Here is a 25,053-nt window from a genome sequence, read left to right as displayed (position 1 = left end):
GCCACTTCCACAACAGCTTCCGTAGAGGATTACCGTGCGTTTGACCGACTATCTCGACAAGGGCGCTTCACTCGGCGCCGCCGCACCCTGCCTGACCATGAACGGGCGCACGCTGACCTATGCGCAGGTGCAACAGTTGTCGTGGCGCATCGCCGGGGCATTGGCGCGATCCGGCATCCGGCCGGGCGAGCGGGTCGCGATCCTGTCGGCGAACGACACACTGGCCTTCGCCTGCGTTTTCGGCATCGCCCGCGCCGGGGCGGTGTGGTGTCCGATCAATCCACGCAACGAGGCGGCGGAGAATCGGGAACTGCTCGACCTTTTCGACTGCACCTGCCTGATCTTCCAATCCGCCTTCGCACCACTCGTTTCGGCCATCGCACCGCAACTCCCCGGGCTGCGGACTCTGGTCTGTTTGGACGGAAATGCCGCCGACGCAACATGTTTCGAAGACTGGGTGCGCGAATGTCCGGCCGATCCGACGCAGATCGAGCCGATCGACGAACTCGCCATGCTGGTCGGCACCGGTGGCACGACCGGACGGCCGAAGGGGGTCCGGCTCACCGGCCACAATATCGAGGCGATGACCGCACTGACCCTGATGAGCTATCCATTCGAACTTCGGCCCCGCTACCTGGCGCTGGCACCCCTTACTCACGCGGCGGGCGTGCTGTGCTTTCCGATCCTGACCCTCGGCGGTGAGATCGTGGTGATGCCCGCCCCGGATCTCGGTGAATTTCTCACGTTGATCGAGCGGCACCGGATCACCCACACCTTCCTACCGCCGACACTCATCTACATGCTGCTGGATCATCCGGCGCTGCCGGAAGCGAATCTCGGTTCGCTGCAGTGCCTTTGGTACGGCGCTGCCCCGATGTCGACGGCCCGGCTGGCCGCCGCGCTGGACCGGATCGGCCCGGTCATGGGTCAGCTGTTCGGACAGTCCGAAGCGCCCATGATGGTTGCTACGCTGGCGCCGAAAGATCACTTCCGTCCCGACGGCTCGATCGCCACCGAACGTCTGTCATCGGCCGGACGGCCGACCCCGCTCACCCAGGTGGCCATCATGGATGCCGAGGGCCGGCTGCTTCCCTCGGGTGAGCGCGGCGAAATCGTGGTCAGAGGTCCGCTGGTGATGGCCGGGTACCACAAGAATCCGGATGCGACCGCCGAGGTGTCGCGGTACGGCTGGCATCACACCGGGGACATCGGTTACCTCGATGCCGACAACTACCTCTACGTCGTCGACCGGGCCAAGGACATGATCATCACCGGCGGATTCAACGTGTACTCCGCCGAGGTCGAACAGGCGCTGCTGACCCATCCGGCGGTGCAGGACTGCGCGGTCATCGGGCTGCCCGACGATAAGTGGGGCGAGCGGGTCACCGCTGTCGTCCAATTGCATGCCGGTCACACCGCGACCGGCGACGAACTGCGCGAGCACACCAAGGCGCGCCTCGGCGGGGTGAAAACTCCCAAGCAGGTGGAGATCTGGCCTGATCTGCCGCGCTCGAAAATCGGCAAAGTGCTCAAGCCGGAGATCCGGGCGCGGCTGCGCGGCGACCGTTGAAAACACCCGCCCCGGTACTCGGACTCGGGACGCCGACCGTGTGCTCGGTCACGAAGGTGAGGGGTGTGGTCGGTGCGGATCCGCTGGCGGGCTACGGTCGCGACATGAGAATCGCGGTGGTCGGTGGCGGGATCAGCGGGCTTGTCGCGGCGTACCGGTTACGGGGGCTGCTGGGGGCACATGCGGAGATCGTGGTCATCGATCGGGGCGCGCGGCTGGGCGGGATTCTGTATACCGGCGAATTGGCCGGGGAGCCTTTGGATCTCGGGGCGGAGGCGTTCGTCGGGCGGCGGCCGGAGGTGCCCGCGCTGCTGCGCGAGCTCGGGCTGGAGTCGCAGTTGGTGGTGCCCGCCGGGTTGCGGCCGTTGGTCTGGGCGCAGGGCAGCGCGCATCCGCTGCCGGAACGCACGTTGATGGGCATTCCGTCGGATGCCGAGTCGATGCGCGGGTTGGTCGATGCCGAGACACTCGAGCGGATCGATGCGGAGGCGCGACGGCCGCTGGCCTGGTACCCGGACGCTGATATCGACGTCTACAGTCTGGTCGCCGACCGTTTCGGTGCGCAGGTCGCCGAGCGCAGCGTCGATCCGCTGCTCGGTGGCGTCTATGCGGGCAGTTCGCGTTCCATCGGGGTGCGTGCCGCGCTGCCGACCCTGGCCGCCGCACTCGACAACGGTGCGTCGAGCCTCACCTCAGCGGTCGCCGCCGCGATGCCGCCGCCCTCGAACGCACCGGTTTTCGGCGGCCTTCGCGACGGTTACCGGGTGCTCCTCGACGCATTGGCCGTCAAGTCCGAGGCGGAATTCATCACCGCGACCTCGGCCACCCACCTGACCCGCGCGACCCACGGCTGGGTACTCGAACCGATCGGCGCAGTAGACGCGGTGGTGCTCGCCACCCCCGCCCCCGTGACCGCGAACCTGCTGCGCTCCTTCGCGCCCGCCGCCGCATCGGCTGCCGCCGGCATCGAACTGTCGTCGTCTGTCGTTGTGGCCCTTGCTCTTCCACGCGATGCCGCGCTGCCGCAGAACTCCGGCATCCTGGTCGCCACCGGAGAACCCTTGCGTGCCAAGGCGTTCACGCTGTCGAGCCGCAAGTGGACCCATCTCGCCGAACGCGAAACCGCCGCCGTCCGAGCCTCATTCGGCAAATTCGGCGACGACTCCACCCAGACTTGGTCCGACGCCGAACTCATCACCGCCGCCACCGAAGACCTCGCCACCGTCACCGGTGCCACCATCGAACCGATCTCGGCCGTGGTTCAACGCTGGCCCGGCGGTCTCGCCCAATACGCCCCCGGTCACCTCGACCGCATAGCCGAAATCGAATCCACCACAGCCGACTTCGAGGGCCTCGCGATAGCGGGCGCGTACCTCCACGGCGTCGGCGTCCCCGCCTGCGTAGCCTCCGGCACGGCCGCCGCCCACCGCATAGCCACCACCTTGACCCACACCGCCGCCTGATCAGCACAGCGCCACCCAGTTCAGCGGCATGACCTGAGCCGCGGAAGCTGTGCCACGGACCGCGACTATGGCCGGCGCCAGATCTGAGCTCCGGCATCGTGATCGGCGCCCCGCAATGCGACTTCCGGTGGTCAGGGCCCGACCTGCGGCGTCCAGATCGGCGTTGCGCCAGCGCGGCGCTGCGACCGGGTTGCAGTGCAATGACCGGAGCCGCGGCGACCTGATCGGCACTGCGTCGCATGCTGCCCACCGCGGTGTAATCGCGGAGATACGGCGTGCACATCCGCGTCGGGAACGGCCCGCACGGATGCATCGATTCGCCGCAGTGGCACGATAGGAATCATGGCGCGACTCGACTATCAAGCACTCAATTCCACCATCCGCTACCTGATGTTCTCGGTATTCCAGGTGCAGCCGGGGGTGCTGGGGGACGACCGTGAGGCCGCCATCAAGGAGGCGCGGGCGTTCTTCGATGGGCTCGCCGAGCGTGATGTCGTGGTTCGCGGCATCTATGACGTCGCGGGGATGCGTGCCGATGCCGATTTCATGATCTGGTCGCATGCCGAGCGGGTCGAGGATCTGCAGTCGGCGTACGCGGATTTCCGGCGCACCACCGAACTGGGCCGGGCCAGCGCCCCGGTCTGGAGCAATGTGGCGCTGCATCGGCCCGCCGAATTCAACAAGAGCCACATTCCGGCGTTCCTGGCCGGTGAGGATCCGGGCAACTACATCTGCGTCTACCCGTTCGTGCGCTCCTACGAGTGGTATCTGCTGCCCGACGACGAGCGCCGCAAGATGCTCGCCGACCACGGCAAGGCCGCACGCGGCTACCCGGATGTGCGCGCCAACACCGTCAGCTCCTTCGCTCTCGGCGACTACGAGTGGATCCTCGCCTTCGAGGCCCCGGAATTGCACCGCATCGTCGACCTCATGCGTGACCTGCGCGCCACCGAGGCCCGCCTGCACGTGCGCGAAGAGGTCCCCTTCTTCACCGGCCCCCGCGTCGAAATCGAAAAACTCATAGCCGCGCTGCCCTGAGCTACTGACCGATTGCGCATGCCCCAGTTTTTCGGGGCATGCGCAACAAGCCGGTCGGTCTGTATCTTTCGCTCAGCGCCGCAGTCGTTCTACTCCGCTGCACTGCCCGAGGGGTGCAGTTGCAGGGCGATGGAGTTGATGCAATAGCGCTTATCGGTGGGCGTGTTGTATCCCTCGCCCTCGAAGACGTGGCCGAGGTGGCTGTGGCAGTTCGCGCACAGCACTTCGACCCGGTGCATGCCGAGTGTGTCGTCGGAGCGCAGAATGACCGCCTCCGACTTCGCCGGGTCGAAGAACGACGGCCAGCCGCAATGCGAATCGAATTTCTCGGTGCTGCGGAACAATTCGGCCCCGCACGCCCGGCACACATAGACGCCCTCGGTCTTTGTGTCGGTGTACTCGCCGATGAACGGACGTTCGGTCGCGGCCTGTCGCAGCACCGCGTATTCCTCCGGATTCAGCTTGGCCTTCCACTCCTGTGGGGTCAGCTGGATCCGGGGCGCGGGTAGGGACGTGTCGGCGTCAGAACTCATTGCTCCACGCTAATAGTTTTTCGACGCCTGCGCCGACTGTCCCGTCGCTACTTGAGTGCACCCGCGCGGGGTTCATCGAGCAATTCACTGCCGTTCGTCGCCTCGCCGGGAGTGCTTTCGTACGCCGTCTCCGCCTCGACCACCAGCGGTGCTTCTTCGGCGGTATCCCGCGAATCCGGCGCCGAGCGCATCCACTCCGGATCGATACCGAACTGCAGCCGACCTTCCCGTCGCGCCGCCAGATACCGGTCACCGAGCACACACGTGATGACGATCAGCAGCAGACCCCAGCCGAAGGTGATGCGCAGATACTCCAGATTGCGCCCGAGGCCCTGCCAGCGGTCCGAGAGCCACTTGTCGTAGGACATGAATCCGAAGACCGCCAGCCACGCCGGCCAGTTCCGCAGCACCGAATTGCGCAGCACCACCGACATCAGCAGCGGGAACAGCATCATCGAGTAGTACATCTGCCCCAGTGAGGACAGCAGGAACGACGCGGTCATCAGCACACCGGACGAAGTCGTCACGAAGAACAGTTCGTCCTCGCGGTAGTAGCGGTACAGCAGCCACAGCGAGATGGCCACCACTACGCCCATCACGATGCGAATGCCCCAGGTCAGCCACAGCGGCAGACCGTAGTACGCGGCATTGCCGACGATCGCGCTGTTGAAGTAGTCCCGGGACTCGAAGATGTAGCGCGCCGTACGGGTGAAGAACTTGTCCGCGTCCTTCGACAGCGGCCAGGCGACAGCGGTGAGCGCGACCGGGACACCGATAGCTGTGTAGAACACCTTCCACTGCCCGCGCGCCGCCGCGATCAGCACCAGCGGTGCGAGCGTCGGTTTCACCGCGATACTCAAACCCAATATCGCACCGGCCCACAGATCCCGACGTGCGAGCAGCAGCATGATGAAGGCCACCTCGGCCAGCAGCACGCATCCGTTCACATTGGTGAAAACCAGTGTGTTGATAACGGTTTCGGAGCTGAACATGGCCAGCAGCAGGGCCGGCGCCGCCACCGACGACACCGTGAACTTGAACAGCTTGAGCAGCAGGTACCAGGCCAGGATGATGGCGGCGGCATTCAGCAGGATGAAGCACCAGCGCGACTTCTCCGGATCGATCAGCGCCAGAGGCGCGATCAGCAGCGTGCCGCTCGGGGGATACAAGTAGTGCGGATCCACCAGATTGTAGTTCGCGGTGTACACCGGTCGGTGGTTGAGGAATGCCAGCGACGCGTTGTAGACCGGTTTGAAATCATCGGTGATGAACCCGTTGACTGCCTTGATGAAGACCCGGTTGAGCACAGTCATGACCGCAAGGGGCCAGAGTGCGAACTTGATCACCTCGGCGGTGGTGCGAGCGGTGCGAGGCTCGAGCTGTCGAAGTAACACTGGGGCACGGTACACCGGATCCGCATGCGACGGTTGCCGGGACCTACCTGGCGCGCCGAGGTTAGGGGAAATGACTACGCCTCGCTGGCGCTCGGCTCCGTCATCCCCTAACGGGGCTGTGTCTTTTGATGCGCTCGCTGCGCTCGCCCATGTGACTACGCCTCGCCGGCGCTCGGCTCCGTCATCCCCCTAACGGGGCTGTGCCTTTGATTCGCTCGCTCATGCGGGGCAAGCGGTGCCATCAGCAGGCAGTTTCGCGTCCTTCAGGTAGTCGGTGAGAGCCCGCTGCGCACATCCGGAATGAGCGAAAACCGGATGTCCCCAACCCTGCCAGGTGATCGCCGCCTTGCGCGCGCCCGCGGCGCCGAGCGCACCGGTCACCGAGGCTTGACCGCCATCGCCGACCAACGGATCCGCGACCCCGCCGAGCACGAGAACCGGCAGGTCCAGCTTCTCCGGCAGCGGCGGCGCGGCGCTGACCGGCCAGGCGACGCATTCCATCATCCCGATGGCGGCTGACCTGCCGAAGACCGGGTATTTGGTACCCCAGGTGTCCGCGAGCTCCTTGGCCTTGGTGGGGCTCGGCGGCAGCTGGTTGTCGGTGCAACGGTTGACGAACTGACCGTCGGCCGCGGTGGCGGCGGTTTCGCGCTGGATCAGCGTCCCGAGCGGGCCGCGATCGCCGCGCCCGGCGGCCGAGAGCGCGTCGGCGAGTTCCGCGATATGTGCGGATTGATCGCGCGGACCGGCCAGGAAGCCCGACAACCCGGTCAGCAGCGCATTCGCGGAGATATCACCGAGTCCGCCGCTGCTCGCCTTGCGCACCAGATCGATGATCGCCGCACGTGGGTCGGCGCCGAGTGAGCAGCCGACTCCCGTACAACGCTGGGCGAATGCCGCCACCGCCGCCTCCGCGCCCTGGACGCGCTGTTCGGTGCGGGTGACGGCATCGGTACCGACCGCCTCCGGTGAGTCCAGCACCAGGCGCGCCAGGTGGTCGCCGAATTTGCGCGCGTAGCTGAGCGCGACCTTCGCACCGTTGCCCGAACCGAGCAGGTCGATCCGATCGACCTGCCACTGCCTGCGCAACTGCTCGATGTCATCGGCGGCGTGCGGTGCGTCGAAGGTGCCCTCATAGGGCTGTAGGAAGTCGCGGCAGGCGATGGTGGCGTCCTGGCTGAATCCGGTCACCGCTTCGACGGGATCGCTTGCGCCCGGCCCGAATTGCCCGTTATCGGCCAGGCCGCGGCGCGACTCGGCGGTCATGCAGTCGATCGGTTGCGAGGTGCCGAGGCCGCGCCGGTCCACGGCGACGATCGGGCGGCTGGTGAGCAGCCCGTTGCCCGCGCCGACAGCGAGCCCGGCGAGTGTCGCGGTGGAGGAGCGGTCCGCGCCGGAGGTGATGACCAGCGGCGCGACATCGGTCGGGGTCTGCGGCAGCCGTGCCCGCATAGCGCCGGTGCGGAAGTTGCCGAGCACACCGCCGGTCGAATCGATCGGGGTGGTGTATTCGGCGCAGTCCAGGACCAGGCCGGACGGTGCTGGGCCGAGGCCGAGTAGGTCGAGTGTGGGTGTGGTGCAATCGCGCCAGGTCAGATCGGTCTTGGGGACACCGGCATCCGGCGGCGGCGCGATGACCGTGGTCGGGTGCGGACCCGCTCCGCCCTGCGGCGCGCGCTCGACGGCGACGCCGGGGCGATCGGAAGGTCCCGCACCGCATCCGGCGATCATGATCGAGAGTGTCGATGCCAGCACGACGGCCCGAGTCCAGCGCATGCGCTACAGCCTGCCAGGTTCGTGCGGTTTGTTCATGAACGGGTCCAGCGGGTCAGCATGGTGCCGTCGTCGTCGAGCAGGATATGCCTGCGCACCATCGGTACCCGGAACTCGTGTGCCGACAGCGAGATTCGGCGCGCGGTACCGCCCACCAGGATCGGCGCGGTGGTGATGCACAGTTCGTCGACCGCATCCGCCTCCAGCAGCTCACCGAACAGATGTGGACCGCCTTCGCACAGCACGCGCTGTAGCCCGAGGTCGGTGAGGGTGTTGAGCAGGCCCTGCGGGGTGATAGCGACACCGCCCGCCTCGATGACGTGCGCGCCTGCATCGGCGAGTTGCTGTTTGCGATCCTCCGGCGCGGTGCTGGTCGTAATGATCAGCGTCGGAACTTTGGTATCGGTGAACAGCCGTGCGTCCGGCTCCAAGGTAGCGCTCGCTGTCACCACGGCGATCGGTGGCGGCGCACCGTCGCGATGTCCGCCGATGCCGCGGTCGTAAAGGGCGCGCCGGAAAACCGGGTCCGTTCCGGCGCCGCCGTAGTTCTCCGCCCGCGCGGTACCCGCGCCGATCACGATCACATCGGCCAATTGGCGCAGCAGCATGAAGACGGTTTTGTCAGCGGGGGTGCCGAGGCCTTCGGAGACATTGTCGCTGGTGGCGGAGCCGTCGATGCTGGAGACGAAATTGGCGCGGACCCAAGGGGCCTCGAGTTCGGTGGGGTAGGCGTACAGGTCGGCGAGCTCGTCCCGGCTCAGTCCTGTGAGCTGGATCGCATTGTGGATACGCTGCATGAAGAAAGATCACACCACGTCATTAGGCTTCCAGCATGCAAGAGCACCTTGTCGATCGCCATCCGGAGGTTCCGGCGGACCAGTTGGTCGCCCAGATGGTGCCACCGCCCATGTTCGACGAGGTCAGTTTCGCCTCCTACATTCCCGATCCCAAGGAGCCGACCCAGGCGGCCGCGGTCCGCAAGGCCGAGGATTTCGCCGGTCAGGTCGCCAAGATCCATCAGGCGGCGAATAAGAAGAGCCTGTTCGGGAAGAAGAAACAGATCAGCGGCGCCGGGCTCTACCTCGACGGCGGCTTCGGCGTCGGCAAGACCCACCTGCTTGCCTCCATCTTCCACAGCGCGCCCGCGCCGAAATCCTTCGGCACTTTCGGTGAACTCACCAATCTCGTTGGCGCACTCGGCTTCAACAACGCCGTCGAGCGGCTCGCGGCGAACAGCGTGCTGTGCATCGACGAATTCGAACTCGACGATCCCGGCGACACCATGCTGGTCTCGCGGCTGCTGACCGAGCTGTCGGCGCGCGGTGTCTCAATTGCCGCCACCTCCAACACCCTGCCGGGCCAGCTGGGGGAGGGCCGCTTCGCCGCCCAGGACTTCCTGCGCGAGATCAAGAAGCTCGGTTCGATCTTCGAGGCCGTGCGCGTCGACGGTCCGGACTACCGGCACCGCGATCTGCCGCCCGCTCCCGAACCCACTTCGCCGGAGCTGCTCACCGAACGTGCTTCTGCCACACCGGGTTCCACGCTCGACGAATTCGACGCGTTGCTGAAGCATCTGAGCACGCTGCACCCGTCGAAGTACGGCGCGCTGATCTCCGGGGTGTCGTCGGTATTCATTTCGAATGTGCATGCGGTGACCGATCAGGCGGTCGCGCTGCGGATCGTCGTACTGGCGGACCGGCTGTACGACGCGAGCGTTCCGGTGACGGTTTCGGGTGCGAAGCTGGACGAGATCTTCTCCAAGGAGATGCTCGACGGTGGCTACCGCAAGAAGTACCTGCGTGCGATTTCCCGTCTGCTGGCGCTTTCGCGCTTCGAGGTTGCCGCCTAGCGGATCGGCGCCCCTGAGACCGGTTCACGCCGATGATTGGAGCACTGTCATGGTCCGTCGTTCCCTTCGACTTCCGGTCGCACTCGCTGCCGGTCTCACCGTCGCCTTCGGGCCGGTGGCAGGCGTCGCACCGGCCGATCCGGTCAAGGTTGCCGATCCGGTCACCTTCGACCGCGCGCTGAACCTGCAGGGCGTGCAGAACGGCCGTGACGCGGGCGGCTACCGCACCGCCGACGGACACTGGGTGCGCACCGGGTTGGTCTACCGCACCGGTCAGCTCAACAATGCGACTCCGGCCGATCTAGCCGTGCTGACCGACCGTCAGGTGCGCGTGGTCGACGATCTGCGCACCGTCTACGAGCGGACCATTGCGGCCGACCGCCTCCCCGCTGGTGCGGTCGCGAACTGGAACGATGTCATCGGTCAGGCTCCGCCGCAAACCCTGGTCACCACCCTCACCGGTGGCAATGACCTGTACCGCGCATTCATCACCGCGCCCGGCGCGAACGAGGCCTTCGCCTCGGTGCTACGCGACATCGTCGACACCGACGGCGCCGTAGTCTTCCACTGCACCGCGGGCAAGGACCGCACCGGCTGGACGTCCGCGGTCCTGCTGACCATCCTCGGCGTGGACCGCGATACCGTCACGCAGGATTACCTGCTGTCCAACCAGTACCGCAATGCCGGCCCGAACGATCCGCTCAACGGCGTCTCGGCCGCATGGCTGGACGCCGCCTTCGACCAGGCGAACCAGAGCTACGGCAGTTTCGACAATTATGTCCGCGAGGGATTGAAGCTGTCGGCCACCGATATCGCGGCACTGAAGGTGAAGCTGCTGGCCTGATTCAGGAGGGATGCTCGGCATACCACCGATCGATCAGCGCGGGCAGTTCCTTGCCCATCCACACGAAGAACTCGTGCATATCCCGAACCCGTTCGGCGTCAGCACCATTCGGGTCGTCGAATAGTGCTAGCCCGCGCGCGGTCATATTGGTGAGATCGGTGTACATGCCGCTCTGCTGACGGGTCAGCTCCGGCAGAATTCCGGGCCGGATCGAGTAGTAGTCCTTGCGATCGCCCGGCTTGGAGATCTTGTCCACCCAGCGCATGGTGACCAGCGTCTTCAATGCCGACGAGATGGAACCCTTGGAGGCCTGCAGCGCATCGGCGATCTGGCCGAAGGTCTGCTGCGGCGGATCGCTGACCAGCAACCACCCCGCGGCCCGACCCGTCATCCGGACGAGGCCCATCCGCTCCAGTACGAGCGCGAAATCCTCGACGAATGCCAACTTTTCCGGAGCCGGTCCGGTTGTCTGCTCGTTGTCGGTGGTGCCCATCGGAGAAGTATCCCTTCCAGAATACGGAGAGCGGTAAACGGGGCGGACCGTGTCGGCCCACCCCGTATCGGACGATCAGACCGCCAGATCGCGGCGATCGAAGGCGCTCAGCGCCAGCACCAGGGCGACCGCGGCAACGACGACCAGCACCACCAGGTGGATAACGTTCCAGCCGTGCACCAGCGGCGCGCCCCCATTGGCCCAGTAGAAGGGCGACAGCTTGCGCACGAAATCACCGCCGAGGTTATTGGCCAGATAGCCCGCCACCGCGATCAGCGACGCCGAACCCAGTGTCACCGAACGCTTTCCGGTGGCCGCGCCCACCAGCAGTGTGATCGCGCCGACGGCCAGAGCCAGCAATCCGAGCCCGGCACTTGCGGCCACGATATTGCCGGTGGGTACCTCCAGCCCACCCCGCTCGGCCCCGGCGATAACGCTCAGGGTGAGCACGGTGGTGGCGATCGCGGTCTGCGCGGCCAGTGCTGCGAATCGCTGCAGCAGCAGATTCATCCGGTTGATCGGTTGTGCGAGAAGCAGATCCAGCATCCCGTTCTCCTCCTGTGCCACCGAGCGGCTCGCGAAGGTGACCGCGAAGATCAGCATCAGCAGCAGACCCATCAGCGAGTACACCGTCGCGTTCAAATAGCCACTGGCGCTGGCGAAATCGCTGACACCCATGGCCTCGTACATCGTGTTCTGCTTGATATCGAGCGAACCCTGCTCCTTCAGCGACTGGTAGGACGGCAGATACATCATCGGGATAACGGCGAAGCCGATCGACCAGCCGATCAGGCCGCGCCGCTGTTCCTTCAAGGTCTGCGTGAAGACCGAGCGAGTCATGACGAATTCTCCTGTGCGATAAATGATTCGGATGATGTTTGATCAGCGCCCGTAGCGGCTGAAGAAGATCTGTTCGAGATCCGGCTCGGTGGACAGCACGCTCACCAGTTGGTATTTCGCGGCCATCTTGAAGAGCGTGTCGACCTCGCCTTCGGTGGTGCAGCGCAAGGTTTTTCCATCGACGGTCAGATCGCGCACACCGGGCAGTCCGGCGAAGTCGTCGCCGAAAATGTCCTCGCCGAAAACCAATTCGACCGAGCGCGGCGAACGCCTGCGCAGATCCTCGACATTCTCGGTGCCGAGCAGTTTCCCGGCGCGCATGATGACCGCCCGATCGGCGGTCTGCTGCACCTCGCTGAGAATGTGCGAGGACATGAACACCGTCTGTCCGTTGCGTTTGGCCGCGTCGACGAGATCCAGAAAGCGTTGCTGCAGTAGCGGATCCAGTCCGGAGGTGGGTTCGTCGAGAATCAGTAGATCCGGGTTGTGCATGAAGGCGGCGATAATGCCGACCTTCTGCTTATTGCCCTTGGACATCGCGCCGACCTTCTTCGACAGGTCCAGATCGAGCAGATCGGCCAGGTCGGTGATCCGATTCGGTGCGACATCGCCGCGCAGATCGGCGAGGAAGGCGAGCAGTTCACGAGCGGTATTGCGACCCTCGATCTCGAGTTCGCCCGGCAGGTAACCGATGCGCCCGCGTAATTGCGCATCGCCGACGCGTGGCTCGACGCCGAACACCTCGACACGGCCCGAAGTCGGTCGGATCAGATCCAGCAGGATGCGGATGGTGGTGGACTTTCCCGCACCGTTGGGCCCGAGAAACCCGAACACCTCGCCCTGGCCGACCTCGAGGTTCAGATCGGTGAGTGCGACATGCTTGCCGTAGTGCTTGGTCAGGCCCTCGGTGCGGATCGCGGCGGTGGTCATGATGCTCCTTCGAGAAGTCTTCTAGTTCCTGCGCGTTCCGCAAGGACTGATATGTTCAGTAAATACTGAACTTAAAGAACTTGTCAACCGTTGGGGCGGGCTACGATCCGGTCATGACGACGTTCAAGACCTGGGACGGACTGGAGCTCAACTACCGCGTGTGGGAGGGCGAGGGCATCCCGGTCGTACTGCAACACGGGGTAGTGGCCGATACGAATGCCAACTGGATGGCCACCGGTGTGATCGGTGCCCTGCAGGCCGTCGGGCACACCGTGGTGTCACTGGATGCGCGCGGACACGGTCGTTCCGAGAAACCCCATGATCCGGCGCGGTATTCATGGGCGGGGATGGCGCGCGACGTCAGCGCGCTCTACGACGAGCTGGGCTTCGATGACGTTGTGCAGGTGGGTTATTCGATGGGCGCGATCATCTCGCTGCTGGTCGCGGGAGCGGATGAGCGGGTGCGCAAGCTGGCTGTGGGCGGCATCGGCTCCGGTGTGCTCGATTGCGGCGGCGTCGACCGGCGCGTCATCGATATCGACGATCTACGCGCCGCCATGCGCGGTGACGGCGCGGGCACACCACCGATCGCGATGATGTTCCGGATCCTCGCCGACGCAGTGCGCGCCGACCGCGATGCCATCGAGGCGGTCGCGACCGGCCTGGATGACGAGCCGATAAAGACACTGGCCGAGATCACCATGCCGAGCCTGGTACTGGCGGGCGATAAGGATCCGTTCGCCGCCGAGCCCGATCGACTCGCGGCCGCCCTGCCCGACGCAACCTTGCGGATCGTGTCCGGCGATCACCTGATGGCCGTCGTGGACCCGAACTTCCATGCGGCGTTGGTCGAGTTCGTCGCCTGAGCCGGTCAGAAAACCCGGCGCATAACGAAATCGTGATGCAACTGGCTACCCACGGTGAAGGTCTTGGTGCCGACCCGCTCGAACCCGTGCTTGAGATAGAACCGCTGGGCGCGCTCATTCTCCCGGTTGACCCCGAGCCACACCCCGGCAACCGCCTCCTCGCGGGCCTGCTTCAGCGACGCGTTCATCAGCGCCTTCGACACACCGGCGCCATGGTGGCCGGGCAGTACGTACATCTTGCTGATCTCGACGGCCGGCCGCAGGTCGACGGCCTTGGCGACGTCGGGATCGGCCGGGTCACCGTAGTGCAACATCGCGTAGCCGACGATATCGCCGCCCGCGACCGCCTTGAGCACGATCCGGGTGGGGTCGCTCAGATATTCGCCGAAGCGTTCACCGGAGAGCACCTCGGCGATGAAGATCTCGATATCGTCTGCGGTAGCGTGCGGTGGACAGGCGAGCGGAAAGGTCGCGGCCGCAACGTCACTGAGGGCCTCGGCGTCCCATAATCCGGCCCGGTCGACGGTGACTGGGATGTTGCTCATGTGTCCAGTACAGCACGACCTCCGTTCGACGCGGAAAGCTCATCCGGTTCGGAACGGGAATGGAATACATGCGCGAGTCCGATAACGATTGCCATGAACAGGACGGGGATCACGAAACCGATCCGATGCCCGAATCCGGCGGCAATCGCGCCGACCAGCCCGCCGCCGACGAGTGTGCCCACGTAGTTGAACAGATTCAGGCGCGCGATCAGTGCGTCGAGTTGCCGTCCGCTGGTCAGTTGTCCGGCCTCGCTGAAGCACAGCGGTGCGACGACGCCGGTACCGAAACCGCCGATCAGGAAGCCGACGATCGCGACAACCGGCCCGGGCGCGACCACCGCGACGGCCAGTCCGAGCACGCCGATCGCCCCCGCGATGCGCACCACCCGGCGTCCACCGAGCCGGCGCACCCACAGATCCCCGCTCAGTCTGGCGGCCAGCGACGCACACTGATAGACCGCCAACGCCAACGCCGCGGTGGAAGAACTGGCGAGCAGATCCTCCTTCAGGTACAGCGCCGACCAGTTGCTGACGGCGAGATCGATCGCGAACACGAGTGATGCCGTAATGCCGAAGGCGAGATACATGCGCAGCGGAACCATTCGGGATGCTGAGGGTTCGCTGACTGTCACCTCCGCCGGGCCGGACTCCGCCTCCGCGGCGCCGAGCAGGCGTGGGCCGGTCACCAACCCGACCACGAGAACTACGCCCGCCGCCGCAAAGAGCGATTCGCGCAGCGTGACATCCAATGCCTCGCAGGCGGATACGAACAGCGCGCCGAGGATCGATCCGGCACTCCACACCCCGTAGAACGAGGACAGGATGAATTTCCCGTACCCGTGCTGAATGAATACACCCTGCATATTCGTGCTCGCATCGACGATGCCGACCGCGATTCCATAGCACCCGAGTGCGATCGCCAGCACAGGGATATTCGGGGCCAGCGCGATGGCGCATCCGGTGACCGTGATTCCCAGCAGTCCGATCCGCACCGTGACCCGGCTCGACCACCGCGTGGCCACCTGCTCGGCCGCCACGCTGCCGACGCCGGCGAGGATCGAAACCAGCACGACCGAACCGGCGATCAGGCCATCGGACAGGTCGAAGCGATCCTTCTGCTGGGGCAGTTCGGTGAGTACCACCGCGAAGAAAAAGCCCTGCAACCCGAAGGCGAACGAATTCGCGATCCGGGCTCCGCGCAGGACGGGAGAAATCGATCCCATCTGCGGAGGGTATCGGCCCGGCCGCGGCCGTGCCTGGAGAGGCGGTCGCAGTCATCCTTTCGTCGGATGCGTACGCGCGACGGTCGACCTTTTGGTCAGGTTCGGTCGCTACGGTCGACGCGCGGGTGGTCGAGATCGTTATCGCGTGCCACTATCGAAGGGGCGCAAGACAACTCGCGAACGGGAAGGGCCGTCGAATGAGAAAGCTGCCGCAGGACTTCTTTCGTACACCGTATGCCTTCTACGAAGGGCTGCGCGCCGAAGGCCCGGTACACCCCATCGAGTTGAATACCGGCGTCCGCGCCTGGCTGGTGGTGGATCTGGACGTCGCCCGTGAGGTGCTGCGTCATCCTGCCATCCGCAAGGACCCGCGCACCGACGCCAGCCGCAAGGCCCGTGGTCTGCGCATCGGGGACACCAGCCTCGGCGCGGTGAATACCCGGATCAGCTACCACCTGCTGAATACCGATCCGCCGGGACACGCCCGGCTGCGCCGGCTGGTCGCCCCCGCATTCGCGCCCGCCCGGATCGAGGTACTGGCCCCGCGCGTGCTGGCCATCGCCGACGAACTCCTGGACCGGATCGCCGCGGACGCCGCGGGCCCGGTGGATCTGTTGTCGGAGTACGCGTTTCCGCTGCCCATCACCGTCATCTGCGAACTACTCGGTGTGCCGGTGGCCGATCGCGCGGATTTCCGGGAGTGGTCGCGCATCATCGTCGAGCTGTCGACCGCGACCCCGGAGGAGATTCGGCACGCGACCGATGCCATCGCCGACTATTTCGAGCAGCTGATCACGCGGCGGCGGGCCGAGGGGCTGGGGGCGGATCTCGTCTCGGACTTGATCGCCGCCAATGCCGACGGTGACCGTCTCACCGATGACGAGCTGATCTCCATGGTGTTCCTCATCCTGGTCGCGGGTCACGAGACCACGGTCAATCTGATCGGCAACACCGTGCTCACCCTGCTGTCGGATCCGCCGCGCTATCGTGCGCTGCACGGGAATACCGAGGCGGTGCCCGCCCTGATCGAGGAGATGCTGCGCTACGACGGTCCGGTGAACGTCGCGACCTTGCGCTACACGACCGAACCGCTCACGCTGGGCGGCATCGATATTCCCGCGGGCGAGATGGTGCTCGTCGCACTGGGTTCGGCCAACCACGACGAACGGCACTTCAGCGACGCCGCAGAGTTCGACCCGCAGCGCTCCACATCGGGCCACTTGGCGTTCGGCCACGGCATCCACTACTGCCTCGGTGCCGGGCTGGCTCGGTTGGAGGCGCGCATCGCGATCACGAGGTTGGTCGAGCAGTATCCGGATCTGCGCTTGGCGGCCGACGGTGGGGAATTGCGTTGGCGGGAGAGCATGCTCATCCGGGGGTTGCAGGATCTGCCCGTGGAATTGGCAGGGGCACCCGCCCTACGTTGAGTCCGGGTTCGGGGTAGTGCGCAGAACGGCGGACTGCCCCGTTGATCAGGCGCTGTGCCCCAGGGTCTTCCGTCACGCCGGACAACTGTGGAACAGTGCAGAGAACCGGGCGTAACGATGCGTCCGGCGCCGGATGCGGAGGGAAACGATGACTGCGGCGTATCCACCCGGTCCGCCGATCCCCGCATTTCTGCAGGGCCTGCTGTACATCCGTAACCGCGCCCAGGTGCTGCCCCCGGTGCGGCGTCGCTACGGCGATGTCTTCTCGCTGCATGTGCCGCCGTTCGCACAGAACCTCGTCGTATTCACCCGCCCCGAACACATCAAGGAGATCTTCGCGGGCGACCCACGCGACCTGCACGCGGGCGAAGGCAATCAGATCCTCGGTCCGGTGATGGGCGAGCATTCGGTGCTGATGACCGACGAAGCCGAACACGCCAGGGCCCGCCGATTGCTCATGCCCGCATTCAATGGCGCGGCCCTGCGCGGCTATCGGGATCTGGTCGCCGAGATCGCGGCCGCGGAGGTCGACCGCTGGCGGCCCGGTTCGACGGTCATCACCCTCGACCGGATGAACGCGCTCACCCTCGAGGTGATCATGCGGGTGGTCTTCGGCGTCACCGATGAGCGCACTCGGTCCGCGCTCGCACCACGCCTGGGGCGCATCGTCGATATCGGCCCGCTGCAGTACATCGGCCTGATGAAACCGGTGCTGCGGAAGTATCCGCCGTGGAAGTCCTTCCATGCCGATATGGCCGCCATCGATGATCTGCTGTACGCCGAGATCACGGCCCGGCGCACCGCCCCCGACCTGGCCGAACGCACCGACGTCCTGTCCCGGTTGCTGCAGGCGGGCGGCGATACCGAGTCCGATCCGCCCCTCACCGATCCCGAACTGCGCGATCAACTCATCACCCTGCTGCTCGCCGGTCACGAAACCACCGCGGCCGCGCTGTCCTGGGCGCTGCACGAACTCTCGGTCAACCCGCAGGTACAACGCGACGCCTACGAAGCGGTCCGCATCGATGACGACAAGGCGCTCGAGGCCGTGATGAAGGAGGCGATGCGGATGCGCACCGTGATTCCCGGCGCGGTCCGCAAACTCACCAGGGATATGACCATCGGCGGCTGGGAGCTGCCCGCGGGCACCGTGGTCAGCTGTTCGATCCTGCTGGCGCACCGGAGCCCGGCCAACTATCCCGACACCTGGACCTTCCGTCCTTCGCGCTTCCTCGACGGCGAGGTCGAACCGAATACCTGGCTGCCCTTCGGCGGCGGCGTGCGCCGCTGCATCGGCGCCGGATTCTCGCTGATGGAGGGCACCACGGTGCTGCGCGAGATCCTGTCCCGCTACACCCTCGCCCGGCCCGAGGGAGCGAAACGCGAGCGCGGACGGGTGCGCAATATCACCACCGTGCCGCGCGACAAGGCCAGGATTGTAGTCACTCCCCGTTCAACTTCGTGAAATCGCACCGAGGCTTTGCCGCATTCGCGCGAGCGACGTAATCTCCGTGCCATGACGAGCGGGAACCGCATCGCAATCGTAGGTGCGGGCATCGCAGGCCTCGCCTGCGCGAAGGTGTTGCGCCAGGAGGGGTTTCCGGTCGAAGTATTCGATCGGACCTCGGACGTCGGCGGAGTATGGAGTGCGACGCGCCGGTATCCCGGCCTGCGCGCACAGAACAGCAAACACACATATCACTTCTCCGACTTCCCGATGCCCGACGACTATCCGCGCGTGCCGGACGGGCAGCAGATGCAGCAGTACCTCGACGGGTACGTGCGGCATTTCGGCTTCGGCGAGAGCCTGCGCCTCGGCACCGAGGTGGTCGCGGCCGATCCGGTCGACAGTGGTTGGTTGCTGGAGATCCGCGACCACATCGGTATCCACCGCACCTCCTGCGACCATCTGGTCATCGCCAACGGAATATTCAGTGAGCCCGCGGTGCCCGACTTTCCGGGCGTCGAGCGGTTCCGGCAGGCGGGCGGGCAGATCGGGCACGCCTCGGAGTTCCTGGATGCCGAGTGGGCGCGCGGCAAATCTGTCGTGGTGGTCGGCTATGGCAAGGCGGCCTGCGATATCGCCGAGGCGGTCAGTCACGTCGCGGCCTCGACGAATGTGGTCGCCCGCCGACTGCTGTGGAAGATGCCGCGCAAGTTGGCGCGCGGACTGGTCGACTACGAACGGCTGATGCTGACCAGGCTCGGGGAGGCGCACTTCCGCTATCAGGAGCTCGGGCGGATCGAACGGTTCCTGCACGGTTCCGGGCACAGCTTCCGCGACAGCAACCTCGATGTGATCCAGGAGCTCGCCACCAAGAAGTCGCATCTGCGCGAGCTGGGGCTGGTGCCGGAGGGGCGCTTCGAGGATATCGCGGAGAGCACGGTCAGCCTGGTCACCGAGGATTTCTTCGAGCGGGTGGGGATGGGACTGATCGCGGTGCACCGCGACAGCACCATCACCGAGATGGCCGCGAACCAGGTGCGACTGTCGAATGGTACGACCCTGCAGGCCGATATCGTCATCTGCGCCACCGGATTCCACCAGCGGGTGCCGTTCCTCACCCCGTACGTACAGCGTCAGCTCACCGACGACGAGGGCAATTTCCGCCTGTACCGGCAGATCCTGCCGATCGGCGTGCCGAATCTGAGCTTCGTGGGGTACAACTCCTCGGTCATCAGCACGCTCAGCGCCGAGGTCGGCGCGCACTGGACCGCCGCGCTGTTGCGCGGCCGCCTCGCTCTGCCGACACAGGAGGAGATGACCGCGCACGTCGATGAGCGGCTGCGCTGGATGGCTGAACGCACGGGCGGCCATCACGCGCACGGCGGCGCCATCACGCCGTTCTCGATCCACAATATCGACGAGATGCTCGCCGACCTGAAATTCCGGCTGCCGCGCAGAACCCGTGCGGCACAATGGTTCCGGATGATCAAGCCGTCTTCGTATCGTGGACTCGCGGAGCGGTCGAAGGGGCCGGTGGTGACAGCGGCGCCGGAAATGGCGCCTCAGGTCTCCGCCGAACAGCGCACGCCGTAGGTCGATTGCTCGGAGTGCGCCTGGGGATTGCCGGGGTTCTCCTCGGCGCTCACGGGTTGTAGGTCGGACACGGCATCGCGTACGGCGCATGTACAGGTTCGATCGACGTCGACGATCGCCGGGGAGGGGATCTCTCGGCGCTTGCCGACCAATGGCCCCGGCGATGGTTGTCGCCGGAGGGATGCGAGATCGGAACAGAATCCGTTCCCTCGGCCGAGCCCATCGATTTGCCCAGTGCAACTGTGGGTTTCGAGTCGAAGAAGTTCAAAATGTGACCGGCGTCGCACGGGTGTGCAGTCCTTCCGATGGGAGGCGACGGCCGGGCCGGACAGCGCCGTCGAGGTCGACGCGACGGATTATCACCAATGCAATGTTGGTTACGAGTCTTTCCATTCTGGATAATCCAGGAGTGGATGCCCTCGACATGAATCTGCTGGTTGCTCTGGATGCGCTGCTGGAGACCAACAGTGTCACCCAGGCTGCCGAGCGGCTACACACTTCGGCGCCCGCGATGAGCCGAACGCTGGCCCGGCTGCGTCACGTGCTCGGCGATCCGCTGCTGGTGCGGGCGGGCCGCAATCTGGTGCCGACGCCGCGCGCACTCGAATTACGTCACGAGGTCAGCGTTCTGGTGGAGCGGGGACGTACGCTGCTCACCCAGCGCGGCGCGCTCGACCCGACCACGCTGAAGCGCGACTTCGCGGTGCAGGCGGGCGATATGGTCCTCGGGGAATTGGCGACGCCGCTGTTGGCCGCCGTCCGCGCACAGGCGCCCGGCGTGACACTGCACCTGCTCCCGGATCGCGACGAGGGCGCCGCCGCGCTGCGTGACGGTCGCGTCGATATCGAGGTCGGCGTTATCGAGCACACCGATCCCGAGACCACCGTGCAGCGGGTATTGCGCGACCGCGTGATCGGCGTTGCCGCACCGGAACATCCGCTGATCACCGACCGTGTGACGGTGGCGCGGTTCGCCGCTGCTGCCCACCTGGGTATCTCCCGCCGGGGTCGCGCCCGCGGCCCCATCGATGACCGCCTGGCCCTGCACGGCCGCACTCGCCGCGTCGTGGCCACCGTCCCCGACCTCACCAGCGCCCTGCTAGCGGTCCGCTCCGGCGATCTGATCTGCCCAGTCCCCGCCGCCCTCACTGCGACAACGCGCACCGTACTCGGCTTGTGCGCCTTCGAAATCCCCCTGCCCCTCCCCGAAATCGCCATCGCCATGGCGTGGCACCCCCGTAATACCGCCGACAACGGTCACCGATGGCTACGCGAATTGATTCGCGGCACCCTCTTCGGGCTGGACCCGTCCGGCCAGTGAGTTGCTCAGCCCTCGGTGCGGATCGCGAAATTCGGGTCCACGCCGGGTAGTTCGTTCGGCGCGGAGGACGGTTCCGGGCGACCGAAGGGGCCGTGCGGGTTGCGCTTGAGCTCGTCGAGCATGGCCTGCAGCTTGTCGACGTGCGAGGTGTCCTCGCCGGTGCCCGCGCGGTGTGCGCCAGGGGTCGGTGCGCCGTTGTCCTCGGTGCGTGGTGCGGTCATACCGCTGTCGGGACGGGTTGTGGGCGTTGGGGATTCGTAGCCGTTGCGGGGCGGGGAGGTGAGCGGCTCCAGGCGGCCGTTACTCGAGCCGATCGAGCCGTAGTCGAGCCGGTCGCCGGTGGTCGCGGGCTGGGAGTTGGTGTAGGTCGGCGCGGAAGGTTCGGTGCCTGCGGGTGTGGCCGAGTCGAGCCATTCGGGGCGCGAGGTGGGTGCGGAGAGCGGTTCGCTGCGGTAGGTCGGGGGGACCGCGGGCGGCACGGGCTGCGGTGTCCGTGCGGGGAGGGAGAGGGAGTCGTTGGGCGTTGCGGGGCCGAAGGGGTCGAGGTGTTCGGTGCGGGTGATCGGCGCGGTGAAGTCGGTCCGTGCGGGACGTGCCGCGATGTCTTCGGGCGCTTTCAGCCGCTCGTTGCGCCCGGTCGTGGCGTCCAGACGTCCCGTCGGGGTCGCTAGGCGCCTGTTGGCTCCGGTCGTCGGCGTGACGAGCTCGTTGCGGCCGGTCTCGGGCTCGAGACGCTCGTCGGTTCCGGTGGTGTCGGGGCGGTTGTTGCGTCCGGTCGGCGTTTCGCTGAGCACGGTGGTGATGTCCGGGAGGCCGTTGCGGCCGGTCTCGGTGTGCGCGCTCGTGGTGTCGGCTCGCCCGTTGACGGCATCGAGGCGGTCGCGACGTGACGGAATCGGTTCGCGCCGTTCCCTGGTCGCGGGCGCGGGTTCCGGGCGGATCCGCAGCGCGGGCTCAGCCGGTTCGTCACTGGGCTCGACGGTGACGACCTGCTCCAACCGTGACCCGATCTTCGAAACATCCTCCCCGGTACGGAAAGCCCACGCCTCCAACTTGGCCAGGCGACCGGCCAGGTTACGGTCGTCATCCACGTGGGCGGCGACCGCGTCGAGTTTATTGCTCACCTCGCGCAGGGTCGTCGCGAGACTCGACAAGAGTGCGCCGATCGATTCGCCACTCCGCTCGTCGTGGTCCATCCCATACCTTCTTCCCCGTATCGCCCGAAACTCCGCTCGTGGCCGGCCGATTCTATCTGTCGATCGGTACCGACGCGGTTCGAGGACCGGCCGTTGCCCCGCTGTGCACGTTTCGTCCGGTTACATCGCGGCTTTCGTTCGCTCGTTCGGCGGTATCGGCCGTGTCCCAGGAATGGCCGCAACTATCAATCACCGGAATAACTGTGGCAATGCTCTCGCGTGTCGCAATGAAATCGCTTGTGAGACAGCGCACATCGGCTGGTCGGAGCGTGTTCGCGGGTTGTGGCGCACCCGAGCGCGGGGTATAGGGGGCTGGCGGGCGGGCCAAAGCTGACGCACTCTTGATCTATGGCGTAGGTCGTACTTGACCTGCGGTGGTTTTGGGCAGGGGTGAGGTCGCGTGAGAACGAAGCAGCGCGTCGAGCGGGCGTGCGGGCGTCGGGCGATGCTCGCCGAATTGGGGTTGTCGGACGGTCGCGTCGCGGACACCCGGGTGCCGGATGGTCGCGCACCCGTCGGCGGACCGGTCGGGGCAGGGGGATACGGCTGCACATGTCCGGAATGTGCCGCCGCGCAATGGGATATCCAGCGGCTGAAGTATTGGCTGTGCGGTCGGCTCGCGTCCTACGGTGCGGAGGTGGCCGAGGTGGACCGCCGGGTGGGTGACGTCCCGGTGGACGTGCTCTGGCGCAGTGGTGATCGGCAGTATGCCATCGAGGTCCGTACCGGTCCGCTGGATCGGGAATCGGCGCAGCACCACACGACGCGGCTGCGCACCGCCGGATGTGATGGGGTGCTGTGGCTGTGCCCGCCGGGCTATTGGGTCGGGCATCTGCCCGCGCTCGGCATCGCCGACTTCGCGCCGCCCGCCTGCGATTACCGGGCCGAGGAGGGCATGTTGGACACCTCGAACAGCGCGGTCGTCCTGCCGCGCCGTGAACCCTATGAACTGCGCGATTTCCTGTACGGCTGGGTGCGGGGCGAAATCGCTTGGGGCTACCGCGATGTGATGACAGGAGGATGGGCCACCGTGACCGACTGGGAACACCACACGAGGACGCAGGCCAGCGTCATCGCTCGGCAGCGCCAGGAGTTGGTCAACCAACGCACCACCTTGGCCCTGTCCCGAAAAACCGTGCGGGACAAGCAGAAACAGATCATGAAGCTCGCCACCCGGCTGGAACGCGCCGAGGAGTCCGCACAGGAGCGCGCGGACTCGCTGGCCGAGGTCAAGCGCAAGCTCGACAACCACCACCGCATCGACGCAAGCCTGCGTGCCACCATCGTGAGTCTGCAGAAGGCGATCGGTCACTGGCAGCTGATCACCTATTGCGCGATGATGCTGATCGTGACATTCATCGCGGGAGCGATGTTCGTGCGCTGAGGCGGTCAGCCGGGTGGTTGCCGGTCAACCGGAACGGCGCACGGTCCCAACGCCATTCGTTGCGCAGCACCAGCGCGATCAGGTCGAGCAGATCCAGCTCGACCTCCGCACGCAACTGCCGCAGCGCGGACCAGTACACCGGTCCGCGCTCGACCAACTCCCACAGTCGACTCTCCGCCTCCGCAGCTACCTTGCGCCGCAATAGATCTGGGATCCCGATCCTGCTGCCGGTCCACACCAGCCAGCCCCAGCCGTTGGCATGCGCATGCGCGCGACCGGCCACCGACTTGATCCGATTGATGTGGAAGCCGACATGTCCCAGCGGTTCGACATCGATCAGGACGACGCGGCCATCGGCCAGCCGTGCGGCGATGGTTGGGTAGTAGATTCGCTCCGCACCGTCTATTTCGAAGGTGACCGCACTCGGTTGTTCCTGGAACGTCTCGACCAGATCGCTCGCGTTCACCGTCTGAAGCAGCCGAGCCTCCAAGCCGGAATCGAACCCGATATCGCGTCCGACCTTGTCGAGATAGAACCGCCCGCGTCCTTCGTCGTCGCCGTCGACCGTGCGCGCGGAGGCGTTCGGCAGGGGAGCGGGGTCCGGTGCGGAGGCGGGCCAATCGACCTGTCCCAACCATGAATTCAGCTCACTCGTCGCGAGCGGCTCGTGCAGTTTCGCCAACCGCCGGTTCGTCTTCTTCTGCCACGCCATGATCCGCTGCATGACATATCCGGCGACCCGCTTGGCATCCTCGCCCGCATGCCCCGCCAGCCGTAGCTTCAGATAAGCCAACTCATTGGCGGCCAGATCGGCATCCGTCGCATAGGTCTCCACCAACAGCGCCCGTACCAACTGCTGATCTCGTGCCCCCACCGGGTACCGCGTCCCGAACACCTCGGCCGCCCGATGTCCACTCAGCTGCGCTTCCCGCAGAATCTGCGCCACTGCTCGGGTATGCAACTGTCGAGCCCGATCCCGCGACAGATCGAATCGCGCACCGATCCGCGCCAACGTCTCCGGCGCCTCCCCGCTCACCCCGAGCCGAAACCCCACGATGTCGGCATCGCGCCGCTTGCGATCCCCGCGCATCTCGATCAATTCCCCCAATAGCTCGTTGATCTCCTCGAGATCGAACGACACATCCCCGGCGATATCGTCCAGCATCTCGGGATCGGCATAGTCAGCGGCCCGATCCCGCCCATCGGCCTCGCTTGCCGTCACCTGCGACCCCTGACCACGACTCGGCTCCACTCGACATGTGCGCCGTAGCCTAACGCCGACCACCGACAACCCGGCCCATCCCATCGATCGGCCGCCGAATCT

General features: G+C 66.0%; 22 protein-coding genes. 11 read left to right on the top strand and 11 right to left on the bottom strand.

The genetic code is table 11. From position 1 onward, the window contains the following. Positions 1–34 precede the first annotated feature (34 nt). The 3 genes from ON44_RS20560 to hemQ all read left to right on the top strand — a co-directional run bounded on the left by ON44_RS20560 (position 35) and on the right by hemQ (position 4,071). The gene (locus tag ON44_RS20560) at positions 35–1,570 is read left to right on the top strand and encodes an acyl-CoA synthetase (protein WP_040692488.1); all 1,536 of its coding nucleotides are present in this window, start codon (positions 35–37) and stop codon (positions 1,568–1,570) included. A gap of 104 nt (positions 1,571–1,674) precedes the next feature. Continuing rightward, positions 1,675–3,033: a protoporphyrinogen oxidase gene (locus ON44_RS20555; protein WP_040692522.1), complete on the top strand. Its 1,359-nt coding sequence runs from the start codon at positions 1,675–1,677 to the stop codon at positions 3,031–3,033. A 342-nt stretch (positions 3,034–3,375) separates the two neighbouring features. After that, positions 3,376–4,071, top strand: a complete 696-nt coding sequence (gene hemQ, locus ON44_RS20550) for a hydrogen peroxide-dependent heme synthase (RefSeq protein WP_040692486.1) — start codon at positions 3,376–3,378, stop codon at positions 4,069–4,071. An 89-nt stretch (positions 4,072–4,160) separates the two neighbouring features. On the opposite strand, the gene msrB is transcribed toward hemQ, so the two are convergent. The 4 genes from msrB to ON44_RS20530 form a co-directional block, all read right to left on the bottom strand. Further along, positions 4,161–4,604: a peptide-methionine (R)-S-oxide reductase MsrB gene (msrB, locus tag ON44_RS20545; protein WP_040692485.1), complete on the bottom strand. Its 444-nt coding sequence runs from the start codon at positions 4,602–4,604 to the stop codon at positions 4,161–4,163. A 47-nt stretch (positions 4,605–4,651) separates the two neighbouring features. Next, entirely contained in the window at positions 4,652–5,998 is a 1,347-nt protein-coding gene (locus tag ON44_RS20540; RefSeq protein WP_245567254.1) for a glycosyltransferase family 87 protein, read from the bottom strand. A gap of 219 nt (positions 5,999–6,217) precedes the next feature. Continuing rightward, complete coding sequence (locus tag ON44_RS20535) at positions 6,218–7,774, bottom strand: alpha/beta hydrolase (protein WP_040692484.1); 1,557 nt, start codon at positions 7,772–7,774, stop codon at positions 6,218–6,220. Between the two features lie 32 nt (positions 7,775–7,806). Beyond that, positions 7,807–8,568, bottom strand: a complete 762-nt coding sequence (locus tag ON44_RS20530; RefSeq protein ID WP_040692483.1) for a pyrimidine reductase family protein — start codon at positions 8,566–8,568, stop codon at positions 7,807–7,809. Positions 8,569–8,603: 35 nt separating this feature from the next. Between ON44_RS20530 and zapE the strand changes: the two genes are divergently transcribed. After that, on the top strand, positions 8,604–9,620 hold the full coding sequence (zapE, locus tag ON44_RS20525; RefSeq protein WP_040692480.1) for a cell division protein ZapE: 1,017 nt from the start codon (positions 8,604–8,606) through the stop codon (positions 9,618–9,620). Between the two features lie 49 nt (positions 9,621–9,669). Further along, positions 9,670–10,464: a tyrosine-protein phosphatase gene (locus ON44_RS20520; protein ID WP_040692478.1), complete on the top strand. Its 795-nt coding sequence runs from the start codon at positions 9,670–9,672 to the stop codon at positions 10,462–10,464. Between the two features lies 1 nt (position 10,465). On the opposite strand, the gene ON44_RS20515 is transcribed toward ON44_RS20520, so the two are convergent. The 3 genes from ON44_RS20515 to ON44_RS20505 all read right to left on the bottom strand — a co-directional run bounded on the left by ON44_RS20515 (position 10,466) and on the right by ON44_RS20505 (position 12,727). Beyond that, positions 10,466–10,957, bottom strand: a complete 492-nt coding sequence (locus ON44_RS20515; protein ID WP_051182243.1) for a GbsR/MarR family transcriptional regulator — start codon at positions 10,955–10,957, stop codon at positions 10,466–10,468. A 75-nt stretch (positions 10,958–11,032) separates the two neighbouring features. Continuing rightward, positions 11,033–11,797: a DUF2705 family protein gene (locus ON44_RS20510; protein WP_040692477.1), complete on the bottom strand. Its 765-nt coding sequence runs from the start codon at positions 11,795–11,797 to the stop codon at positions 11,033–11,035. Positions 11,798–11,839: 42 nt separating this feature from the next. Further along, a complete protein-coding gene (locus tag ON44_RS20505) occupies positions 11,840–12,727 on the bottom strand; it encodes an ABC transporter ATP-binding protein (protein ID WP_040692475.1) in 888 nt (295 codons plus the stop codon). Positions 12,728–12,840: 113 nt separating this feature from the next. Here ON44_RS20505 and ON44_RS20500 point away from each other — a divergent pair, with 113 nt between their 5' ends. Continuing rightward, a complete protein-coding gene (locus tag ON44_RS20500) occupies positions 12,841–13,593 on the top strand; it encodes an alpha/beta fold hydrolase (protein ID WP_040692472.1) in 753 nt (250 codons plus the stop codon). Between the two features lie 5 nt (positions 13,594–13,598). Here the strand turns inward: ON44_RS20500 and ON44_RS20495 are convergent, their stop codons facing one another. Further along, a complete protein-coding gene (locus tag ON44_RS20495; RefSeq protein ID WP_373283190.1) occupies positions 13,599–14,138 on the bottom strand; it encodes a GNAT family N-acetyltransferase in 540 nt (179 codons plus the stop codon). Then, on the bottom strand, positions 14,135–15,361 hold the full coding sequence (locus ON44_RS20490; RefSeq protein ID WP_040692467.1) for an MFS transporter: 1,227 nt from the start codon (positions 15,359–15,361) through the stop codon (positions 14,135–14,137). Before ON44_RS20490 ends, ON44_RS20495 begins: the two co-directional genes overlap by 4 nt. Before the next feature lie 197 nt (positions 15,362–15,558). On the opposite strand from ON44_RS20490, the gene ON44_RS20485 reads away from it, so the two are divergent. From ON44_RS20485 to ON44_RS20465, 4 genes are all read left to right on the top strand, one after another. After that, the gene (locus tag ON44_RS20485) at positions 15,559–16,788 is read left to right on the top strand and encodes a cytochrome P450 family protein (RefSeq protein ID WP_040692465.1); all 1,230 of its coding nucleotides are present in this window, start codon (positions 15,559–15,561) and stop codon (positions 16,786–16,788) included. Between the two features lie 148 nt (positions 16,789–16,936). Then, complete coding sequence (locus tag ON44_RS20480) at positions 16,937–18,253, top strand: cytochrome P450 (RefSeq protein WP_083898017.1); 1,317 nt, start codon at positions 16,937–16,939, stop codon at positions 18,251–18,253. A gap of 51 nt (positions 18,254–18,304) precedes the next feature. Continuing rightward, a complete protein-coding gene (locus ON44_RS20475) occupies positions 18,305–19,828 on the top strand; it encodes a flavin-containing monooxygenase (protein ID WP_063721595.1) in 1,524 nt (507 codons plus the stop codon). 370 nt (positions 19,829–20,198) lie between these two features. Beyond that, entirely contained in the window at positions 20,199–21,149 is a 951-nt protein-coding gene (locus ON44_RS20465; RefSeq protein WP_051182242.1) for a LysR family transcriptional regulator, read from the top strand. A 5-nt stretch (positions 21,150–21,154) separates the two neighbouring features. Here the strand turns inward: ON44_RS20465 and ON44_RS20460 are convergent, their stop codons facing one another. Next, complete coding sequence (locus ON44_RS20460; protein ID WP_040692459.1) at positions 21,155–22,345, bottom strand: hypothetical protein; 1,191 nt, start codon at positions 22,343–22,345, stop codon at positions 21,155–21,157. A 400-nt stretch (positions 22,346–22,745) separates the two neighbouring features. On the opposite strand from ON44_RS20460, the gene ON44_RS20455 reads away from it, so the two are divergent. After that, complete coding sequence (locus tag ON44_RS20455) at positions 22,746–23,729, top strand: hypothetical protein (RefSeq protein WP_245567253.1); 984 nt, start codon at positions 22,746–22,748, stop codon at positions 23,727–23,729. On the opposite strand, the gene ON44_RS20450 is transcribed toward ON44_RS20455, so the two are convergent. Beyond that, positions 23,701–24,951: a sigma-70 family RNA polymerase sigma factor gene (locus ON44_RS20450; protein WP_245567252.1), complete on the bottom strand. Its 1,251-nt coding sequence runs from the start codon at positions 24,949–24,951 to the stop codon at positions 23,701–23,703. The two genes, ON44_RS20455 and ON44_RS20450, sit on opposite strands and share 29 nt — an antisense overlap. Between the last annotated feature and the right edge of the window lie 102 nt (positions 24,952–25,053).

This window comes from Nocardia vinacea NBRC 16497 (assembly GCF_000308835.1).
Lineage (GTDB): Bacteria > Actinomycetota > Actinomycetes > Mycobacteriales > Mycobacteriaceae > Nocardia > Nocardia vinacea.
This window is presented reverse-complemented; position numbering and strand designations above follow the sequence as displayed.

Bases quoted from the DNA above. Each gene is read 5' to 3' on its own strand.
- ON44_RS20500 (WP_040692472.1), top strand. From the start codon at position 12,841: ATGACGACGTTCAAGACCTGGGACGGACTGGAGCTCAACTACCGCGTG.
- hemQ (WP_040692486.1), top strand. From the start codon at position 3,376: ATGGCGCGACTCGACTATCAAGCACTCAATTCCACCATCCGCTACCTG.
- ON44_RS20465 (WP_051182242.1), top strand. From the start codon at position 20,199: ATGTTGGTTACGAGTCTTTCCATTCTGGATAATCCAGGAGTGGATGCC.
- ON44_RS20475 (WP_063721595.1), top strand. From the start codon at position 18,305: ATGACGAGCGGGAACCGCATCGCAATCGTAGGTGCGGGCATCGCAGGC.
- ON44_RS20480 (WP_083898017.1), top strand. From the start codon at position 16,937: ATGACTGCGGCGTATCCACCCGGTCCGCCGATCCCCGCATTTCTGCAG.
- ON44_RS20460 (WP_040692459.1), bottom strand. From the start codon at position 22,345: ATGGACCACGACGAGCGGAGTGGCGAATCGATCGGCGCACTCTTGTCG.
- ON44_RS20495 (WP_373283190.1), bottom strand. From the start codon at position 14,138: ATGAGCAACATCCCAGTCACCGTCGACCGGGCCGGATTATGGGACGCC.
- ON44_RS20515 (WP_051182243.1), bottom strand. From the start codon at position 10,957: ATGGGCACCACCGACAACGAGCAGACAACCGGACCGGCTCCGGAAAAG.
- ON44_RS20490 (WP_040692467.1), bottom strand. From the start codon at position 15,361: ATGGGATCGATTTCTCCCGTCCTGCGCGGAGCCCGGATCGCGAATTCG.
- ON44_RS20505 (WP_040692475.1), bottom strand. From the start codon at position 12,727: ATGACCACCGCCGCGATCCGCACCGAGGGCCTGACCAAGCACTACGGC.
- ON44_RS20535 (WP_040692484.1), bottom strand. From the start codon at position 7,774: ATGCGCTGGACTCGGGCCGTCGTGCTGGCATCGACACTCTCGATCATG.
- ON44_RS20520 (WP_040692478.1), top strand. From the start codon at position 9,670: ATGGTCCGTCGTTCCCTTCGACTTCCGGTCGCACTCGCTGCCGGTCTC.
- msrB (WP_040692485.1), bottom strand. From the start codon at position 4,604: ATGAGTTCTGACGCCGACACGTCCCTACCCGCGCCCCGGATCCAGCTG.
- ON44_RS20555 (WP_040692522.1), top strand. From the start codon at position 1,675: ATGAGAATCGCGGTGGTCGGTGGCGGGATCAGCGGGCTTGTCGCGGCG.
- ON44_RS20485 (WP_040692465.1), top strand. From the start codon at position 15,559: ATGAGAAAGCTGCCGCAGGACTTCTTTCGTACACCGTATGCCTTCTAC.
- ON44_RS20510 (WP_040692477.1), bottom strand. From the start codon at position 11,797: ATGACTCGCTCGGTCTTCACGCAGACCTTGAAGGAACAGCGGCGCGGC.
- zapE (WP_040692480.1), top strand. From the start codon at position 8,604: ATGCAAGAGCACCTTGTCGATCGCCATCCGGAGGTTCCGGCGGACCAG.
- ON44_RS20530 (WP_040692483.1), bottom strand. From the start codon at position 8,568: ATGCAGCGTATCCACAATGCGATCCAGCTCACAGGACTGAGCCGGGAC.